The sequence below is a fragment of the Nocardia gamkensis NBRC 108242 genome (assembly GCF_001612985.1).
GTDB lineage: Bacteria > Actinomycetota > Actinomycetes > Mycobacteriales > Mycobacteriaceae > Nocardia > Nocardia gamkensis.
This window is the reverse complement of record NZ_BDBM01000003.1, coordinates 107,882-125,848: the sequence shown is the minus strand read 5'-3', so window position 1 is coordinate 125,848 and position 17,967 is coordinate 107,882. Positions and strand designations below refer to the sequence as shown.

Sequence of the window (17,967 nt, the reverse complement as noted above, 5' to 3'; positions counted from 1 at the left end):
GCGCGAACGGCGAACCTGCCCGCCAGCTGCGCGGAAACGCGGCACGGGCGTTCGTCGCGCCGAACCGGCCCGATGCCGAGTACTCGAGCTGGACGGGCGACCACTTCAGCAACGCTCTGGTGGACGAGTGGCGTCCGCCGGTGTGGCGGGATCGCGCCGGCGGATCAGCGGCAAGTAGACCTCGTCCACGATGTCGACCAGAACGTCATCGGGTGCGGTCGGGGCTCCGCGCACGACGAATTCGTTGCGGAGCAGGACCAGGGCCACGGTGGCGACCCGGGGGTGCAGCGCTTCGGGTGCGGCTTCTCCCCGGGCCACCGCGCGGCCCAGTAGGGTGAGCCAGGGGGCCGCGGCGGCATCGCCGGACTGGTCCGGCAGCTGTGCGAGGAGTTCCGACGCGCCACCGGAAGCGGCGATGAGTTCACGCAGGATCGCGCCCGAGGGCGAACTCCAGTGGCGGTTGACCCGGCGCAGCAGCTCGAGCGCGTCCTCGCGCAGGTTTCCGGTATCGGGTGGAGGCGTCGTCCTGGCCAGCTGCCGGTAGGCGGCGATGCCGAGGGCCAGGCGGTTCGGCCAGCGCCGGTAGATGGCGTTCTTGTTGGTCCCGGCGCGGGCGGCGACCTTGTCCATGGTCAGTGCGGCGTAACCGGATTCGACGAGTTCGGCCACCGCGGACCGCAGAATCGCCTCTTCGAGGGCGGGTCCGCGCCTGCGCGTCTGTCCGGCGCCCGGCTGCCGCGCCGCATCGTCCACCATGCCTCCTCTTCGCAGTCGGTGCCGATCCTACGTTCCGAGACCGTGCTTGCTCCGCGCGCGCAACCCCTTTAAGGTACTCTACGTACTCTATTGGAGATGAAAGGACGGTGCCTGTGCGCGCCAAGGGCATCAGCTACGAGACCGGCTTCATCCGCGACGGGCGAATCTCCCGCCGGCATTTCGACCCTGAAATCGTGGCACGCGAGCTGCGTATCATTCGCGACGATCTGCACTGCAACGCGGTGCGGATCATCGGAGGCGATCCCGCGCGGCTGGAACTCGCCGCGGCATGTGCGGCCGAGCTGGGTCTCGAAATATGGTTCTCGCCGTACCCTCTCGAATCGACAATCGAGGAGATGCTCACCCTGTTCGCGGACTGCGCCGAGCGGGCGGAGCGGATTCGACGGCAGGGCGCCGAAGTGGTGTTCGTGACCGGCGCCGAACTGAGCTTGATGCACAAGGGGTTCCTCCCCGGCGACAGCCTCGACGAGCGCGTGCACTCGCTGACCAGCCGGCCACATGACCTGGGAGAGCGGGTCGTCGAGGCGGGCAGGCGTGTGAACGACTTCCTCGACAAGGCCGTAGCTGTTGTCCGGGCGCGCTTCGGTGGCCGGATCACCTACGCGTCCATCCCGCTGGAGCGCGTGGACTGGACCGCTTTCGACATCGTGTCGGTGGACCTGTATCGCACGGCCGAGGTCGCCGACCGATTCGGCGACGGCGTCCGCACGCTCGTCGCGTCGGGAAAGCCGCTCGCGATCACCGAGTTCGGTGCGTCGACCTTCGCGGGCGCGGGCGATCTCGGCGCGCACGGGCTCGAGATCGTCGAATACGACGACATCCGCGGACCGATCCGATTGAACGGGGAGTACGCCCGCGACGAGGCCGGACAGGCGAAATATCTGCGCGAGCTGCTGGAGGTCTTCGACGCCGAGGGCGTCGACAGCGCGTTCGTGTTCGTCCTCGCGCTCTACGACCACGTGCACCGCCCGGACGGCGACCCGCGCGACGACTTGGACCTGGCCAGCTACGGCGTGGTCAAAGTCTTCGAGGACCGCAGCGGCGATACCTACCCGGATCTCCCGTGGGAGCCCAAAGCCGCGTTCGACGCCCTGGCCGAGTACTACCGGAACCACTAGGGCCCGAGAACCGGTAGGGGTGCGCCCCTTTCGGCGCCGACTGTTCGGTGATGCCGTGCGGTTCGAGTCGAGGGTGGCGCTGTCACGCGCGCGACGTCGGACACGGCCACCGAAGAACGGACGTTGGTGCCGGACGGGATGTACCCGCGCGATGACGTCTGGCGGTTGCGTGCGGTGGGGGCAAGGTCATCCCCGCGCCCGCTCGCGACTACGGGGTGGAGGGAGTGACGCCGGGTCAGTCGTGATGCGCGCGGTGGTGTCGGAAGGCCAGACGGACGAGGTCGGCGATGTCGGGGTCGGCGATGGCGTAGACCTGACGCCTGCCGTCTTTGTGGGCGCGGACCAGCCCGGCGAGTTTGAGTTTGGCCAGATGCTGGCTCACGGCGGGTACGGAGTGGCCGATGGCGGCGGCGAGGCTGCCGACGTCGCGCTCGCCTTGCGCGAGCAGCCAGAGTATCTGCAGGCGCGCGGTGGCCGCGAGCATGCCGAAAACCGCTGCGGCGTCTTGTAATCGGCCTTCCGGGATGGGGCCCGGCGGCTCGCTGTGCTCGGTCACGTCCGCCTCCATAGCTGTCGGTAGGGTGACACGGCCGTGTCCGGCTGTGCAACCGCGCGGTCGCCACCGGACCGGCCGGTGCGGCGCAGGACCGAAAACCCCTGTCCTGGCCGTCATCCGGCCGTTGGATTTCCACCGGGTGGCGCGTTGTCGAATACTTGCGCAACTGATTGACGTACCCCGATAGGCGGGTTTCTAATGATGGATGGCGCAATTCGTGCGCCGGTCGACCAACGAAGCGAGGTGAGCGGCAGATGCCGGTTGACAGTATCGACGTCTACAGCCGGGCCGCCCTCGAGAAACGGGTTGCGCCGCCGCGTCGTTGATCTGTACGCGATCGGCGGGCGGGCAACGGCGCCCCGATCGTCCGACGCGGCATCGCATTCCACCTTCGTCAGCTCTTCGACGCGTAACGGCGGCGCGTGCGCGTCCGGCCGATGCGCTGGTCCTTCGTCCACGGCGCGACGGGGTTCGTCGTGGCTCGACGCTGCCCGCCCCGTGCGCGCGTCCTCTGTCCCGGAGGGGCGTGCCAGCCCCGCACGATAGTAAGTATTGGAGTCCCCGCTATGGCCACATTGCTCGAGAAAGCCGAAACATCGCCTCGGTCACGGAAACCGGAGCGTCCGCAGCAGGCGGCCTCGCTCCTGCGCTTCTTCCCCGGGCAGCGGTAGTCGATGACGACCTTTCTCAGCGCCGTGACCGCCGACCACTTCGACACCGAAGTGCTCCAGCAGCACTGGATTCCACTCGCCGCCGACGACGCCGACACCGCTGCCGTGCTCCGCGAACGGCTGGGGATCGACTTCACCGTCGCCCGCAGGCAGGTCTGGGAGTCCGACAACTTCCTCTATTTCCCGGTGGTCGCCTGCTACCAGCGCGGCGAGACGATCGAACACGCGACGATCGTCTTCGCCTTGGGCGGTGAATTCCTCGTGACGCTCCAGCCGTCCGAGCATTTCGTCCCCTTCGACAAGGCGGTCGCGAAAATGCGCCGCAGCCCGGAACTCGCCGGCTCCGCGCACGGGGTGATGTACGCGCTGCTGTGGGCGCTGAACGAGGCGTCGGAGCGGGTGCTCCACCACGCCGGCGACGCGCTGGAGGCGATGCACGAGGAGATCGAGCAGGCGCCCGAACGCCATGATCGAAGCGGCACCGACATCGCTGACCTGCGCGAAGCCATGTCACGGCTGGACGCGACCGCGCGCATAATCGCGCGCACCCGCGAGACCCAGCTGCAACTGGCCCGCACCGCGCGCCACCTGATGGCCGACGCCGGGTCCGGCCACGGGAAGCTGAACCATTCCATCGGCCTCCTGCTCGCCGATATCGACGGGGTGAAGGAGCACGCGGGCGTCGAATCCGACAAGGCCCGCTACCTCCAGCAGTCCGTGACGACCTGGCTGGGCGCGCGTCAGAACGAGGTCCTCAGGGCGTGCACCGTCGTCACCGCGGCTTTCCTGCCGCCCACGCTGATCGCGGGCTGCTACGCCGTGCATCTCACCGGCATCTCCGAAATCTCCTGGCAGTTAGGTTTTTTGGTCACCGCGGTGCTGGCGCTGATGGCCGCGGTGATCCCCTTGGCGTACCTGAGGAAGAAGGGCCTACTGCGCTGAATCCCCGCCCGCGTGGCGACCGCTTCGTTTCCGGCGATCATTACCTCGCGCGTAATCGACGCGAGGCGCGCGGCACGGCAAGGTTGGGGTCAGCCGATCGGAGAACCCCGGATCGGTGACTGTAAACCATTACCGCACAGGAGGAGTCATCATGTCGCGCTACGAAGAAGCGGTCGATCGATACTTCGCCGCGTGGAATGCCGCCGACGAGCAAGCCAGGGCCGCGGCGGTCGCGGCCGCTTGGGCCGAGGACGGCGGATACACCGATCCGCTCGCGGAGGTGAGCGGGCACGCCCAGCTGGCGGCGGCCATCGGAGGAGCGCAGGCGCAGTTCCCCGGCTTCGAGTTCCGCCGTGTGGGCGAGGTCGACGGCCACCACGACATCGCCCGGTTCTCCTGGGAGCTGGTCTCGACGGCCGATGGCAGCGCCCCGGTCGCGGGCTCGGACGTGATCACCCTCGGCGCCGACGGCCGGATCACGAATGTGCACGGCTTCCTCGACCGGGTGCCCTCGGCGTAACCTGCGGGCCGCGGCGCATTCGGCGACACGCCCGGCAGGCCGCAGTCGGGTTTGCGCCTGCGGCGAACACGGTGCGTCGTCCACACCGCGGGGGGATCCTGGACGTCAGGAGTGCAATTCCGGCAAACAGGGTGGTGGTCGGCGTGGACAACGCCGCGATGGATGCCTACTCCCGCACCGTGATCGCGGTGGCGGCGTCGGTGACCCCGCACGTGGCCAGCGTGCGGACCAGGCGGGGGAGCGGATCGGCGGTGGTCTTCACCGACGACGGATTCCTGCTGACGAATGCGCACGTCGTCGGCGTGGCGAGCGGGGGAGAGGTGGTCTTCGCCGACGGAGTGGAATCCCGGTTCGAAGTGGTCGGGGTGGATCCGCTGTCGGATCTGGCCGTGCTGCGCGCTCGCGATGGTGCGCCGGGCGCGGTGCCGCTCGGGGACGCCGACCGATTGGTGGTCGGTCAGCTGGTGGTGGCGGTCGGCAGCCCGCTCGGCCTGGCGGGTTCGGTGACGGCGGGCGTGGTGAGCGCGCTCGGGCGCGCGGTTCCGGTGGCGTCTCGCCGCGCCGGGCGGGTGATCGAGGACGTGATCCAGACCGACGCCGCGCTGAACCCCGGTAATTCCGGTGGCGCCCTGTCGGATTCGGCAGGGCGGGTGGTCGGCATCAATACCGCGGTCGCGGGCATCGGGCTCGGCCTGGCCATCCCGATCAACGCGACGACGCGCCGGATCATCGGCACGCTGCACGCCGAGGGACGCGTCCGGCGCGCCTACCTCGGCTTGGTCGGCGTGCCCGCGCCGCTGCCCGAGCCGGTCGCCGCGCGCACCGGGCAGGCCGCCGGAGTGCGCATCGTCGAGGTGGTCCGCGGCGGCCCCGCCGAACAGGCCGGGCTGCGCCGCGGTGATCTGGTGCTGAGCGTGGCGCGGTCGCAAGTGCGTGACGCCCAGGGCATCCAGCGACAGCTGTTCGCCGAGGCGATCGGTGTGCAACTGCCCGTCACCGTGCTGCGCAACGGGGCCATGGTGGACGTGATCGCTGTACCGGTGGAATTGGCGGCGGACTGAGCACGGGCCTAGTCGGCGGCCGGGACGGGCTCGGCGGCGGGAGTCGGCGCAGGTGACTCTGTCTTCCATCGCGCGTCCACGACCAAACCGCCCAGACCGACGGCGAGGCAGACGCCGGACAGCGCCAGCATCGCCGGATGGGTCGTCCCGGTGAGCGCGTCACCGAGGATGACGGTCCCGATGGTGCCGGGCAGTACGCCGAGCACCGTGGCGAGCAGATAGGGCCAGAACCGGATCGACGACAACCCGCAGCAATAGTTGATCACCGAGAACGGCACCGCCGCGATGAGCCGCAGCGAGCCCACCGCCAGCCAGCCCCGGCGTGCGAGACGTTCATCGATCGCGCGCACCGCGGGGTGGGTGAGCCGGGCGGCCACCTGATCGCGATCGAGCGCGCGCACGAGCAGGATCGCCAGTACCGCGCTGACGGTCGTCGCCCCCACCGCCAGTGTGATGCCCAGCAGCGGGCCGAACAGCAGTCCGGCGCTCACGGTGAAGACGGTGCGTGGGATCGGCGCCACCGTCACCAAGGCGTGGACCAGGAAGAACAGCAGCGGAAAGACGGGGCCGACGGACGTCGCCCAATCCTGCACCTGACGGGGCGACGGCAGCGGAACCAGCAGGGCCGCGCCGAACAACGCCACCGTGCCGACGATCAGCGCGACGATACGCGGGTCCCGGAGCAGCCTGGTCATCCGCGACAGGTTACCGGTTGGTAGTGGCGGGCAGGATCAACCGGCTGGGAATCCGCCCGCTAGCATCAGAGGAGCGGGACGAATGCCCGTTAACCGAAGTAGTCGCTGAGCTGGGCGAATGTGAGGGTATCGGGCGCACACTGCCGGTGCGCCCGTGTTGAGGAAGAGGAACAGCAAGCTATGCCGATTGCTTCAGATTCCGGGGCCGATCCGGTGCCCGAATACGCTGCGTGGCGCAAGGGCGTTGCCGGGGTGCTGGCCAAGGCTCGCCGCGTCGATGTCGGCGAACTTCCCGAGGAGCCCGAGCGGCTGCTCGACGAGACCACCTACGACGGGCTGACCGTCGCCCCGCTCTACACCCGGCGCGACGAGTTGCCCGAGCAGCCCCTGCCGGGAACTTTCCCCTTCGTTCGCGGCCGCGACGCCACCCGGGATGTACACCGCGGCTGGTTCGTCAGCGCGCAGTTCGCCCAGCGCGACGCCGCGGCGGCCAACCGGGAGATCCTGGCCGCGCTGGAGAACGGGATCAGCGCGATCTGGCTCGGCGTGGGCGAGCGTGGCGTGCCGGTGGCGGATCTGCCGACCACGCTGAACGGCCTGCTGTTCGAATTGGCCCCCCTCACGCTGGACGCGGGCGGTGACGTCGCGGACGCGGCGGCCCAGGTGTTCGCGGTGCTCGACGGCTACGCCGCGCCCGCTCGCGAGGACATCCGCGTCTCCCTCGGCGCCGCACCCTTGACCAGCCGCTTCGCCGACCTTCCCGATATCGGTCTCGCCGAGGCCGTCGCGCTGGCCGGCCGGGCCGCCGGACGGCCGGAAACGGTTCGCGCGATCACCGTGGACGGCACCGTCTTCCACGACGCGGGCGCCTCCGACGCGCAGGAACTGGGCGCGGCCGTCGCCGCGGGCCTGGCCTATCTGCGGGCGCTGACCGAGAGCGTCGACGTCGCCGACGCGCTGGAACAGTTGGAGTTCCGGTTCGCGGCCACCGACGATCAGTTCGCGACCATCGCGAAGCTCCGTGCCGCCAGGCAGCTCTGGGCGCGGGTCGCGCAGGTCTGTGGTGCACCGGATTTCGGCGGCGCGCCGCAACACGCGGTCACCTCGGCCGCGATGATGAGCCGGCGCGATCCCTGGGTGAACATTCTGCGCACCACCCTCGCCGCGTTCGGCGCGGGCATCGGCGGCGCCGACACGGTGACCGTGCTGCCGTTCGACTCCGCCCTGCCGCTCGGTGAGCTGGGCGTCTCGAAGTCGTTCGCCGACCGGATGGCTCGCAACACCCAGTTGCTGCTGCTCGAGGAATCGCATCTCGGCCACGTGCTCGACCCGGGTGCGGGCTCCTGGTACGTCGAGGACCTCACTGCCGCGCTGGCGGCGAAGGCGTGGGAGTTCCTCCAGGAGATCGAGGCGGCCGGTGGTTACCTCGCCGCGCTGGAGTCCGGTCTGCTCGCCGAGCGCGTCGCCGCGACGAAGGACGCCCGCGATGCCGATGTCGCGCACCGCAAGACCGCCGTCACCGGCGTGAACGAATTCCCGAACCTGGCCGAACAGCCGTTGTCCGAGGCGGCGCGGCAGGCGGGCCGGGTCGCTCGCTACGGCGCCGCGTTCGAGCGGTTGCGCGACCGCTCCGACGCCTACCTCGCCGGACACGGCGCGCGGCCGAAAGCGCTACTGGTGCCGCTCGGTTCGGTGGCGGAACACAACGTGCGGGTCACCTTCATCGCGAACCTGCTGGCCTCCGGCGGCATCGAGTCGATCAACCCCGGGCCGCTCGCGGTGGACGGCATCGCCGCCGCGGCCACCGAAGCCAGGGCGCCGATCGCGGTCCTGTGCGGGTCGGATACGCGCTACGGATCCGAAGCCGGTGCGGCGGTGGAGCAATTGCGTGCCGCGGGCGTGGGAACGGTGCTGCTGGCGGGTTCGGCGAAGGCCGTCGCCGACCTCGACGACGCGCGGCGCCCGGACGGATTCCTCGCCGCGCGCATCGACGCCGTAGCCGCGCTGTCCGGCCTGCTGGAGAAGGTGGGAGCCTGATGACTACTCGTGAGATCAAACACGTGATCGGCAGTTTCGCCGAGGTGCCGCTGGCCGAGCGCGCGCCGGAGCCCGCCGCGGTGGACGCGGCGCAGGTGACGGAGTACGTGCGCGCGGCAGCGGTGGCCAACCGGTACGCACCCGAGCAACTGGTGTGGTCGACGCCCGAAGGCATCGATGTGCCGCCGGTGTTCACCAAAGCCGACCGGGACGCCGTTGCCGCCGAAGGGTATCCACTCGACAGCGTGCCCGGCGTCGCGCCGTTCGTGCGCGGGCCGTACCCCACGATGTACGTAAACCAGCCGTGGACCATCCGCCAGTACGCGGGCTTCTCCACCGCCGCGGATTCGAACGCCTTCTACCGGCGCAATCTGCAGGCGGGCCAGAAAGGCCTCTCGGTCGCGTTCGATCTGGCGACCCACCGCGGCTACGACTCCGATCACCCGCGCGTGCAAGGTGACGTCGGCATGGCCGGCGTCGCGATCGACTCGATCCTGGACATGCGCCAGCTGTTCGACCACATCCCGCTGGACCAGGTCAGCGTCTCGATGACGATGAACGGCGCCGTGCTGCCGATCCTGGCGCTGTACGTCGTCGCCGCCGAGGAGCAGGGTGTGGCGCCCGAGCAGCTGGCCGGAACCATTCAGAACGACATTCTGAAGGAGTTCATGGTCCGCAACACCTACATCTACCCGCCCAAGCCCTCGATGCGGATCATCTCCGACATCTTCGCCTACACCAGCGCGAAGATGCCGAAGTTCAACTCGATCTCCATCTCCGGCTACCACATCCAGGAGGCGGGCGCGACCGCCGACCTGGAGCTGGCCTATACCCTCGCCGACGGTGTCGAGTACATCCGCGCGGGCATCGACGCGGGCATGGAGGTCGACAAGTTCGCGCCACGCCTGTCGTTCTTCTGGGCCATCGGCATGAACTTCTTCATGGAGGTCGCCAAGCTGCGCGCCGGGCGCCTGCTGTGGAGCGAGCTGGTCGCGAAGTTCAACCCGAAGAGCGCGAAATCGCTGTCGCTGCGTACCCATTCGCAGACCTCCGGCTGGTCGCTCACCGCGCAGGACGCCTACAACAACGTCGCGCGCACCTGCATCGAGGCGATGGCCGCCACCCAGGGGCACACCCAGTCGCTGCACACCAACGCGCTCGACGAGGCGCTGGCGCTGCCGACGGACTTCTCCGCCCGCATCGCCCGCAACACCCAGCTGTTGATCCAGCAGGAGTCCAACACCACCCGCCCGATCGACCCGTGGGGCGGTTCGTATTACGTCGAGTGGCTCACCCACCAGCTGGCCAACCGCGCCCGCGCGCATATCGCGGAGGTGGAGGCGCACGGCGGCATGGCGCAGGCGATCGGCGAGGGCATCCCGAAGCTGCGTATCGAGGAGGCCGCCGCGCGTACCCAGGCGCGCATCGACACCGGCCAGCAGCCGGTGATCGGCGTCAACAAGTACCAGGTCGAAGAGGACCAGCAGGTCGAGGTCCTCAAGGTCGAGAACTCGCGGGTGCGCGCCGAGCAGATCGAGAAGCTGCGGCGGCTGCGGGCCGAGCGCGATCCCGACGCCGTGCGGCGGGCACTGGCCGAATTGACCCGTGCCGCGGCCTCCTCCGAGGGCGGCATGGCGAACAACCTGCTCGCGCTGGCGATCGACGCGGCACGAGCCAAGGCCACCGTCGGCGAGATCTCCGATGCGCTGGAGCAGGTGTACGGACGGCACCAGGCCGAAATCCGTACGCTCTCCGGCGTGTACCGCGACGAGGCAGGAAAGGTCACCAACATCACCGAGGCGAGCGAGCTGGTCGAGGAATTCGCCGAGGCCGAGGGCCGCAGGCCGCGCATCCTCGTCGCGAAGATGGGCCAGGACGGCCACGACCGGGGACAGAAGGTGATCGCCACGGCCTTCGCCGACCTCGGCTTCGACGTCGACGTGGGCCCGCTGTTCCAGACCCCGGAAGAGGTGGCGCAGCAGGCGGCCGACAACGACGTCCACGTCGTCGGGGTGTCGTCGCTGGCGGCGGGCCACCTCACGCTGGTGCCCGCCCTGCGGCAGGCACTGGCCGATGTCGGACGCCCCGACATCATGGTCATCGTCGGCGGCGTGATCCCGCCCGGTGACTTCGAGGAGCTCTACCAGGCGGGCGCCGCGGCGATCTTCCCGCCCGGCACGGTGATCGCGGACGCGGCGATCGACCTGCTGAAGAAGCTCGGCGCCGAACTCGGTCACGAACTCGGCAGCGGCGCCACGGATTCCGCCGCGACGGAATGAGCGAAGCCGGTTCCGCGGCGCGCGCCACCCCGAAGGCGGCCGCGCGCCGCACGATCGACGTCGACGCCCTCGCCGCGGCGGTCCGCGCCAACGAGCGGGCCGCCCTGGCGCGGGCGATCACGTTGGTGGAGTCCACCAGGGCCGATCACCGGGCGCTGGCGCAGCAACTGCTGCTGAAGGTTTCGCCGGAGGCGGGCGCCGGGGGCGCGCCCTCCAACCGCGTCGGCATCACGGGCGTTCCGGGCGTCGGCAAGTCGACCTTCATCGACGCGCTCGGCATGTACCTGATCGGGCAGGGCCACCGGGTCGCGGTGCTCGCGGTCGACCCGTCCTCGACCCGGACCGGTGGCTCCATCCTCGGCGACAAGACCAGGATGGCGCGATTGTCGGTGGAACGCGACGCCTATATCCGGCCTTCGCCCACCGCGGGCACGCTCGGCGGCGTCGCCAAGGCGACGCGGGAGACCATCGCGCTGCTCGAGGCGGCGGGCTACGACGTGATCCTGGTCGAGACCGTCGGGGTGGGTCAGTCGGAGGTCACGGTCGCGAACATGGTCGACGTCTTCTGCTTCCTGACCCTGGCCCGGACCGGTGATCAGCTGCAAGGCATCAAGAAGGGTGTGCTCGAACTCGCCGATCTGGTCGCGGTGAACAAGGCCGACGGCAAACATCAGGTCGAGGCCAAGGCCGCCGCCCGGGAACTGGCGGGTGCGCTGCGCCTGATCCATCCGCACGACGCGCTGTGGCGGCCGCCGGTGCTGACCATGAGCGGATTGGAAGGCGTCGGTCTGGACCGGTTCTGGGACACGGTGCTCGAACACCGTCGTGTGCTCACCGACGCCGGTGAGTTCGCCGAGAAGCGGCGTCGCCAGCAGGTCGACTGGACCTGGACCATGGTGCACGACCAGTTGCTGCGCAGGCTCGCGGACAACCCCGAGGTGAAAGCCATTCGGACGCAGGTGGAAAAACAGGTCCGCGACGGTACCCTGACCGCCGCACTCGCCGCCGAGGAACTGCTGCGCGCGTTCGACGGACGCTGACCTGCCGTAGGCGCGAAGGTCGCGTCGTGCGGGATCGCGATGGCGGCCGGGTCGATACTGCGGGATCACCTGGGCCTGCGCGACCGTCGCGCGGCGGACACTCGACGGTCCCGGGACCCGGCCGACCTCGCCGGGTGGCTTACCGTTGCTTCCTGGGCAAGCGGACCTGCGCCACCAGCGCGCGGTGGTCGGCTCCCGGGAGGTCTACGGTCTCCACAGCGACCGCGCGACCGTTCGCGACGAGAATGTGGTCGATGCCGACGAGGGGCGGCCAGCGCTTGTCGGTCGGATAGGTGACCAGATGCCCCGCGCCCGCCTGTTCGGTGGCGTCGCCGAAGCAGCCGGAGAGCATCGCACGGAACTGCCGGTGATCGTAGGTCGCGTTGAAGTCGCCGCCGGCGATCGCCGGTCGATTCGCGGGCGAGCGGTCGAGAATGTCGCGCAGCCGGGACAATTCGTCGGCCCAGACGCGCGTCCCGTACACCGGCGGTACCGGGTGGAAGGCGTACACCGTGACCGGCCCGGCGCCCGGGATCTGCGCGGTCGCCGAGAGCTGGTTCAACACGAAGCCGTCGTACTCCACGGTTTCCGACAGAGGGTGGCCGCTCCAGATTCCCGTCCCGGTCGCGGTTCTTCCCGGCGAGAGGAAACGGTACGGCAGTACCTGATCGAGACCTGCCCGGCCGAGATCCTCTACCGCCGTGGGAGTGAGCTCGTCGACGGTGAGCACGGCGACGTTCCGTGCGCGCACCTCATCGACCAGCGCCCGGGGGTCGGCTCCGTCGAACAGGAGATTGGCCTGCATCACGGTCACGGTGTGCCCGTCACTGTCGTCCGGGTGGCCGACATACAGCGGCGCTTGCGTCCACGTCGCGATGGCGACGACCACGATCGCGACTCCCGCGCCGATGCGGTGCCGCATGGCGACGAAGGCGACCGCACCCAGGACGGCAGAACCCATCAGATACGGCGCGCCCGACGCCGCCAGAACCAGTATTCGAGACGACGACCCGTTGAAGTGCAGGGCGATCCCGGCGACGGCGGCCAGAGCCGCAACCCACGCCAGCAGACGGATACCGAGCAGAACCGACTTCGCAGTCACGTCCGATACCCGAGCACGCCCGTTCACTCGATACCGAACAGCGTCGCCGCGTTGCGGTAGCAGACCTGACGCAACCAATCGTCACCGAGTTCGAGCCGTTCGAGCGCCTCGATCGAATGACCGTAGGAGTGCGGGATATTGGGAAAGTCGCTGCCGAACAGGATGCGGTCGGCGAAGGCGCGCAGCCTGCCGTGCTCGTGCGCCGGGAACGGAGCGTCGGCCTCGGAGAAATCGGTCCACACCATCGTGGTGTCCAGCCGCACTTCCGCGTAATCGCCTGCGAGGTCGAGGAATTCGGAATACTCGGGCGTGCCCATGTGCGCGATGATCAGCCGCAGGCGCGGAAAGCGCCGCAGCACACCGGCGATCGGCTCCGGGCCGGTGTGCGTTCCGGGCGCGGGGCCGGAACCGCAATGGATGACGATGGGGATGCGCGCGTCCTCCAGCAGGCCCCACACCGGGTCCAGCAGCGGGTCGCCCGGGTGGTAGCCGCCGACTTGCACGTGCGCTTTGAAGACGCGGGCGCCGCGCTCGACCGCCTCGCCGACATAACCGGCCGCCTGCGGCTCGGGAAAGAAGGTGGCGGTGTGCAGGCAATCCGGGGTGCCGGCGGCGAAGTCGGCGGTCCATTCGTTGAGCCACGCCGCCATGTCCGGTTTGTGTGGGTACACCAGCGCGGTGAACGCGCGTACGCCGAAGTCGCGCAGAGTCTTCAACCGGACCTCGGCATCGTCGCGGTAGGTGATCGGCCAGGTGCGGCCGGTCAGCGGCCCGACCGTGTCGAAGTACGCCCACACCTTCCGCATCACCTGGTCGGGCATGAAATGGGTGTGCACGTCGATGATGCCGGGCAGGCCCAGCCCGGCGCGGAAGGCGGACAGGTAGGTCGCGTCGTCGGCGGCGGTCATCGGACCTCCTGCGCCGCGGGCGGGTGCACCGTCAGCGCGAGGTCGCCGACCCGGGCGATCAGTCGTTCGAAGAACAGCTCCGGGTCGGTGCCGATCACGATGTCGGCGTTGGGTTCCCGGCCCCACATGCCCGCCCAGTCGGCGACCGTGGTCGCGCGGGTGAGGGTGCCCGCGAGTTCCACGTCCACGGTCGCCGGACGGGTGCGGGCCAGCGCCGGGTCCAGCGCCACCGCGGCCGCGAACGGATCGTGCATGTGGGCCAGATAGCCCAGGTCGTACCCGTGATGGAAGTCGAAGTAGAACCGCACGGCATCGGTGACGTGCCGGACGATCGGATTGCTCGCGGCCGAACGGGCCTCGGGCGGGTCGGCGGGCGAGACGACTTCCACCGGATAGCTTTTCGCCCGCTCGGCCAGACGGACCAGGTGCTCGGGTCGCATCTCGATCGTCTCGGTGATGTCGAGCGCGCAGACGATCGGCCTGCGCTCGGCGGGCGCCGCGGCGAACGCGTCGAAGACCTCTTTGGCGGCTTCCGGGTCGACGTGCACATTCCACTCGTTGGTGGGCGTGGTGTTGCCGGGATGGTTGAACGCGCCGCCCATGATGACCAGACGATTCAGCAGCAGCGGCAGATCCGGTTCGATCCGCAACGCGAGGGCGAGATTGGTCAGCGGCCCGGTGCAGAGACCGACGATCTCGCCGGGATGGGCGCGCACCAGCTCGGCCCACATCAGCGCCGCCGATCGCGGCGAGAGACGGCGAGCCGAGGGGGGAAGTTCGGCGTACCCGATGCCTTGGGGTCCGTGCGTGTCCTCGGTGGTGCGCAGCGGGATCGCCAGGGGATCGGCGGCGCCGAGCGCCACTTCGATCACGGGTGCGCGGCAGACGTCCAGCCAGGCGAGGTTGTTCGTCGCCACCTGCGCCGCCGGAACGTTGCCCGCGGTGGCGGCGATGCCGGCGATCTCGGCCTCGGGGGAGCCGAGCAGGTACAGCAGCGCCAGGGAGTCGTCGATGCCGGTATCGACGTCCAGGATGATCTTCTGCCGCACGGCACGAGACTAGCGAGCCTGGATACCGGGGCCGCGCCGAGGTGCCGATTGCTCGGCGGTCGCAGCAGGTAGTACATACGTCTAGTACGTTTGTCTAAGACGTTGTAGCCTGTGAGTATGGGAAATCGCGAGGATCTGCTGGCGGGAGCACGGAAAGTCATCGTCGAGCGAGGCGTCGCCAAGGCGACCGCCCGCGACATCGCCTCGGCGGCCGGTGTGAGCCTGGCGGCGATCGGCTACCACTTCGGCTCCAAGGACCAATTGATCACCGAAGCGCTGAGCGACGCTCTGGGCACCGCGATCGGCGACAACATGGAGGCGAAGATCCGCGAGGGCAGCGGCTCGGCGCCCCTGGCGGCGTTCGCCGCCATGTGGAACGGCATGCCCGCGGTATTCACCGAGAACCGCGACAGCATGCTGGCGAGCATGGAGAACCTGGTGCGCGTCGCGCGCTCGACGGAGTCGCAGGAGTTCTTCGCGCAGAGCCTGCCCGGCGCCTACCGGGACATGGCCGACGCGCTGCGGCAGGCGCATCCGCAGCTGAACGAAGAGCAGTCCGAGGCGATCGCCGAGCTGTACTTCGTGCTCGTGCAGGGGCTCGGCGTGCTACAGACCATCGCTCCGGAGGCGAACCTGCCGGACGGTGACCGCCTGGCGCAGGCGGTCGCCGCGCTGGCGGGGGTGGAGATCTAGTGCCGGCTCGGCAGGTTCCCGGCGGGAGGCCGCGGACGATCTCCGCGATCTCCCGGCGGGACGGTCAGTGCGTCGGCAGCGGCCACGCGGGATGGTCCGCGCCGTAGGCGGGCGCGGGCGAGGCGTAATCCGGGTACTCGGCCAGCACGGGCGGCGCGGTGACGACCTGCCCGTGCCGGACCACATGCGCCGCGCTCGGCATCGCGGGCTTGGGGTGACGCGGTGTGCGGTCCGGCGCGTCGAGCAGCCAGGACGCGGTGCGCGCCAAGGCCACTCGTACGTCCCGTCCGACGCCGTCGCCGCTGCGCGCGACGAGGGCGTCGATCACGCCCGCGGCGAGCAGGTAACCCGACGCGTGGTCGAGTGCCTGCGCGGGCAGCGCCCCCGGCACGGCGGGCGCACCCTCGACGATCGAGATGCCGGACGCGGCCTGCACGATGCTGTCGAAACCGCGACGCTCACCCCAGGGACCGGCTTCACCCCAGGCGGACACCCGCCCGTGGATCAACCCGGGACGGGCGGCCGCTCGCACTCCGGCCCGCTCCAGCGCGCCCGGCCGGTATCCGGTGATCAGCACGTCGGCGGCGGCGACCAGATCATCGATGCCGTGGGTGCGCAGGTCCACCAGCGTCGAGCGTTTGCCCTGGCAGGTGTCGGCGAATTGCCAGGAGATCTCGGGCAGCTGCGGCGGGTCGACGCGCAGCACGTCGGCGCCGAGCAACGCCAGCGCGCGCGTCGCGACCGGTCCCGCGATCACCCTGGTCAGATCGAGCACTCGCACGCCCCGCAGGGGTTGCAGAGGCGCGGCGCCCGCCGGTAAGCCGGTTTCCCCGCGGTCGGGGCGGTCGGTGATCGCGACCAGCGGACCCGCTGCGGCGGCCTGTCCCTGCGGGCTCGCGGCCCATTCCTCCTCGGTGCGGACGCGCACCGCGATGGCCCCGTGCGCGGCGGCCTGCTCCTCCAGGTCCGAGGCGCGGATCATGGCCATCTGGGCGACGGCGAGGTCGATCGGCGCGGAGTCGGGCAGGCCGAGCGTGGCGAACAGTCGCGCCCGGTGATGCGAATAGTTGGCGTGCGTGCGAACCCAGCCGTCGAAGGTGGGGAAGAAGCCGGAAAGATCGGCGAACGGTGTCGGCATCCGGCCGCCGATGCGTAACAGACGCTCGCTGGAGAAGGCCGCGGTGATGCGGGCGGGATCGAGGCGATGCGCCACCGGGTCGAGACCGCGTGCGGTCCGCATGCGGTTCGCGGCCGTAGCCAGCGCCGCGATCGAACCGGCGGCCAGTGCCCAGACCGGTAATGTCGCGGCGAGATTGCTACCCGGATCGGGCGCGGGGGAGATGCGCGAGGCGGTGACACCTATACCGGCCTCGTAGTCCTGGACGAGCCGTGCGTGCGTGTTCACTCGCTTCAGCCTAGTTGGCGCCCCGGGGAACTCGCGTGGCGTGGTCCCTCCGGTGCGGCATGCGCGAAGGACGCCACTTCCGCCCGCCGCGCCGCTCCCCGCGGCCACCTGCGCCGATTCGGCTCGAAGACGCGTCGGCTCCGCGCACCGGTGCGCCGTGCGCCGATGCGGCGATGCCGTCGTCGACCGGCCGTCGCGTTCGGCCGGGTCGGACCGTCGCGGGCGCTCGGGCGGTGACCGCGTGATCGCAGACGCGTGTTCCCGGGGTAGCGGATGAGGTGCTGACGGGGCCGAGACCTTCGGGGAAGGCCCACGATCTCGCGGGATCGAGACCGGGCGAATCTCGGGCTCGCACGCGCGAAAAGAGCTGTCCGAGAGGATTTCTCGCCAGTGAGGATAGTGACACGCGCCGGACCGCGCGGAATCGGCCAGCATATTCCCAGGCTGCACGGCAGCAGTCGGCGCGGGACGCCGCGCGGATCCGATGTCCTGTCCTTCGTGTGCGGAGACAGGCAGAGCAGGCCGGCCGCAGAGGAATACCGCGGCATCGAAATGTGAGGTCGAGAGACGATGACGAACGTCTATGCCGGAAGCGCGGAATACACGGTGCCGACGACCAGGACGAAAGAGAACTCCGCAGCAAGGGAGCGCGTTCCGGTCTTCGGGATCGATATGCGTCCGCGCACCGCTCTGCTCCCGGACCGGGTTCGCCGCGCGCCGATCGAACACGACTACGAACTGATGGCCGTGCAGGACGCCCAGAACGCCGGGTACCTCCGGGAGATCCAGGACCTCGCCGCGGAGCGCGCGTCGCTCGGGAACGCGGGCCACGACCAGGCGACGCGATTGCGCGTGGCGCAACTCGAGGCCGCGCTCACGGCGGCGACGGCGGACGCGGTCGCCGCGGGAGTCACCGCCGGCGACGTCGATCGTGCGGTGGAGTACGGCCGCGCCGGCGCCTACTGGGCCGACCGGCCCGCGCACCGCTATCTGGGCCGCATCGCCCAGCTGACCGACGAGATGTACGCCCGCCTCGATGAATTGGCCGGTTACCGGCGGCGGGTCGCCGAACTCGAACAGCGGCTCGCGCAAACCGGTCGCGGCGAGTCCTGAT

The 17,967-nt window shown here is 69.9% G+C and carries 16 protein-coding genes; 9 read left to right on the top strand and 7 right to left on the bottom strand.

The window, feature by feature from the left end:
* Positions 1–105 precede the first annotated feature (105 nt).
* On the bottom strand, positions 106–756 hold the full coding sequence (locus tag NG1_RS02150; protein WP_062967428.1) for a TetR/AcrR family transcriptional regulator: 651 nt from the start codon (positions 754–756) through the stop codon (positions 106–108).
* 113 nt (positions 757–869) lie between these two features.
* Between NG1_RS02150 and NG1_RS02145 the strand changes: the two genes are divergently transcribed.
* Positions 870–1,895: a glycoside hydrolase family 113 protein gene (locus tag NG1_RS02145; protein ID WP_062967426.1), complete on the top strand. Its 1,026-nt coding sequence runs from the start codon at positions 870–872 to the stop codon at positions 1,893–1,895.
* Between the two features lie 235 nt (positions 1,896–2,130).
* Here the strand turns inward: NG1_RS02145 and NG1_RS02140 are convergent, their stop codons facing one another.
* On the bottom strand, positions 2,131–2,451 hold the full coding sequence (locus tag NG1_RS02140) for an ArsR/SmtB family transcription factor (protein WP_245659757.1): 321 nt from the start codon (positions 2,449–2,451) through the stop codon (positions 2,131–2,133).
* A gap of 674 nt (positions 2,452–3,125) precedes the next feature.
* Here NG1_RS02140 and NG1_RS02135 point away from each other — a divergent pair.
* The 3 genes from NG1_RS02135 (at position 3,126) to NG1_RS02125 (ending at position 5,645) form a co-directional block, all read left to right on the top strand.
* Positions 3,126–4,064, top strand: coding sequence for a CorA family divalent cation transporter (locus NG1_RS02135; protein WP_084498636.1), 939 nt, complete (start codon positions 3,126–3,128; stop codon positions 4,062–4,064).
* A 151-nt stretch (positions 4,065–4,215) separates the two neighbouring features.
* Positions 4,216–4,584 carry a nuclear transport factor 2 family protein gene (locus tag NG1_RS02130; protein ID WP_062967420.1) on the top strand — a complete coding sequence of 123 codons (369 nt, stop codon included), beginning with the start codon at positions 4,216–4,218 and terminating at the stop codon, positions 4,582–4,584.
* Between the two features lie 158 nt (positions 4,585–4,742).
* Positions 4,743–5,645 (top strand): S1C family serine protease, encoded by a 903-nt coding sequence (locus NG1_RS02125; RefSeq protein ID WP_174315391.1) that lies wholly within the window; start codon positions 4,743–4,745, stop codon positions 5,643–5,645.
* Between the two features lie 8 nt (positions 5,646–5,653).
* On the opposite strand, the gene NG1_RS02120 is transcribed toward NG1_RS02125, so the two are convergent.
* Positions 5,654–6,340, bottom strand: coding sequence for a TVP38/TMEM64 family protein (locus tag NG1_RS02120; protein ID WP_062967418.1), 687 nt, complete (start codon positions 6,338–6,340; stop codon positions 5,654–5,656).
* A gap of 180 nt (positions 6,341–6,520) precedes the next feature.
* On the opposite strand from NG1_RS02120, the gene NG1_RS02115 reads away from it, so the two are divergent.
* Genes NG1_RS02115 through meaB form a run of 3 tightly spaced genes read left to right on the top strand, consistent with a single transcriptional unit; the run spans position 6,521 to position 11,696 of the window.
* Positions 6,521–8,377 carry a methylmalonyl-CoA mutase family protein gene (locus tag NG1_RS02115; RefSeq protein WP_062967416.1) on the top strand — a complete coding sequence of 619 codons (1,857 nt, stop codon included), beginning with the start codon at positions 6,521–6,523 and terminating at the stop codon, positions 8,375–8,377.
* Positions 8,377–10,656: a methylmalonyl-CoA mutase gene (scpA, locus tag NG1_RS02110; protein ID WP_062967414.1), complete on the top strand. Its 2,280-nt coding sequence runs from the start codon at positions 8,377–8,379 to the stop codon at positions 10,654–10,656. The genes NG1_RS02115 and scpA overlap by 1 nt, the downstream gene beginning before the upstream one ends.
* Positions 10,653–11,696: a methylmalonyl Co-A mutase-associated GTPase MeaB gene (gene meaB, locus NG1_RS02105; RefSeq protein WP_062967412.1), complete on the top strand. Its 1,044-nt coding sequence runs from the start codon at positions 10,653–10,655 to the stop codon at positions 11,694–11,696. Before scpA ends, meaB begins: the two co-directional genes overlap by 4 nt.
* 139 nt (positions 11,697–11,835) lie before the next feature.
* Here the strand turns inward: meaB and NG1_RS02100 are convergent, their stop codons facing one another.
* The 3 genes from NG1_RS02100 to NG1_RS02090 are packed head-to-tail and all read right to left on the bottom strand — an operon-like array spanning position 11,836 to position 14,755.
* Positions 11,836–12,798 (bottom strand): endonuclease/exonuclease/phosphatase family protein, encoded by a 963-nt coding sequence (locus NG1_RS02100; RefSeq protein WP_062967410.1) that lies wholly within the window; start codon positions 12,796–12,798, stop codon positions 11,836–11,838.
* Between the two features lie 23 nt (positions 12,799–12,821).
* Positions 12,822–13,706: an amidohydrolase family protein gene (locus tag NG1_RS02095; RefSeq protein ID WP_062967408.1), complete on the bottom strand. Its 885-nt coding sequence runs from the start codon at positions 13,704–13,706 to the stop codon at positions 12,822–12,824.
* Positions 13,703–14,755: a nucleoside hydrolase gene (locus NG1_RS02090; protein WP_062967406.1), complete on the bottom strand. Its 1,053-nt coding sequence runs from the start codon at positions 14,753–14,755 to the stop codon at positions 13,703–13,705. The genes NG1_RS02095 and NG1_RS02090 overlap by 4 nt, the downstream gene beginning before the upstream one ends.
* 117 nt (positions 14,756–14,872) lie before the next feature.
* Between NG1_RS02090 and NG1_RS02085 the strand changes: the two genes are divergently transcribed.
* Positions 14,873–15,448, top strand: coding sequence for a TetR/AcrR family transcriptional regulator (locus NG1_RS02085; protein ID WP_062967404.1), 576 nt, complete (start codon positions 14,873–14,875; stop codon positions 15,446–15,448).
* A gap of 64 nt (positions 15,449–15,512) precedes the next feature.
* On the opposite strand, the gene NG1_RS02080 is transcribed toward NG1_RS02085, so the two are convergent.
* Positions 15,513–16,853: a CoA transferase gene (locus NG1_RS02080; protein WP_174315386.1), complete on the bottom strand. Its 1,341-nt coding sequence runs from the start codon at positions 16,851–16,853 to the stop codon at positions 15,513–15,515.
* Between the two features lie 570 nt (positions 16,854–17,423).
* Between NG1_RS02080 and NG1_RS02075 the strand changes: the two genes are divergently transcribed.
* Entirely contained in the window at positions 17,424–17,966 is a 543-nt protein-coding gene (locus NG1_RS02075) for a hypothetical protein (protein ID WP_062967402.1), read from the top strand.
* Position 17,967: the final 1 nt, after the last annotated feature.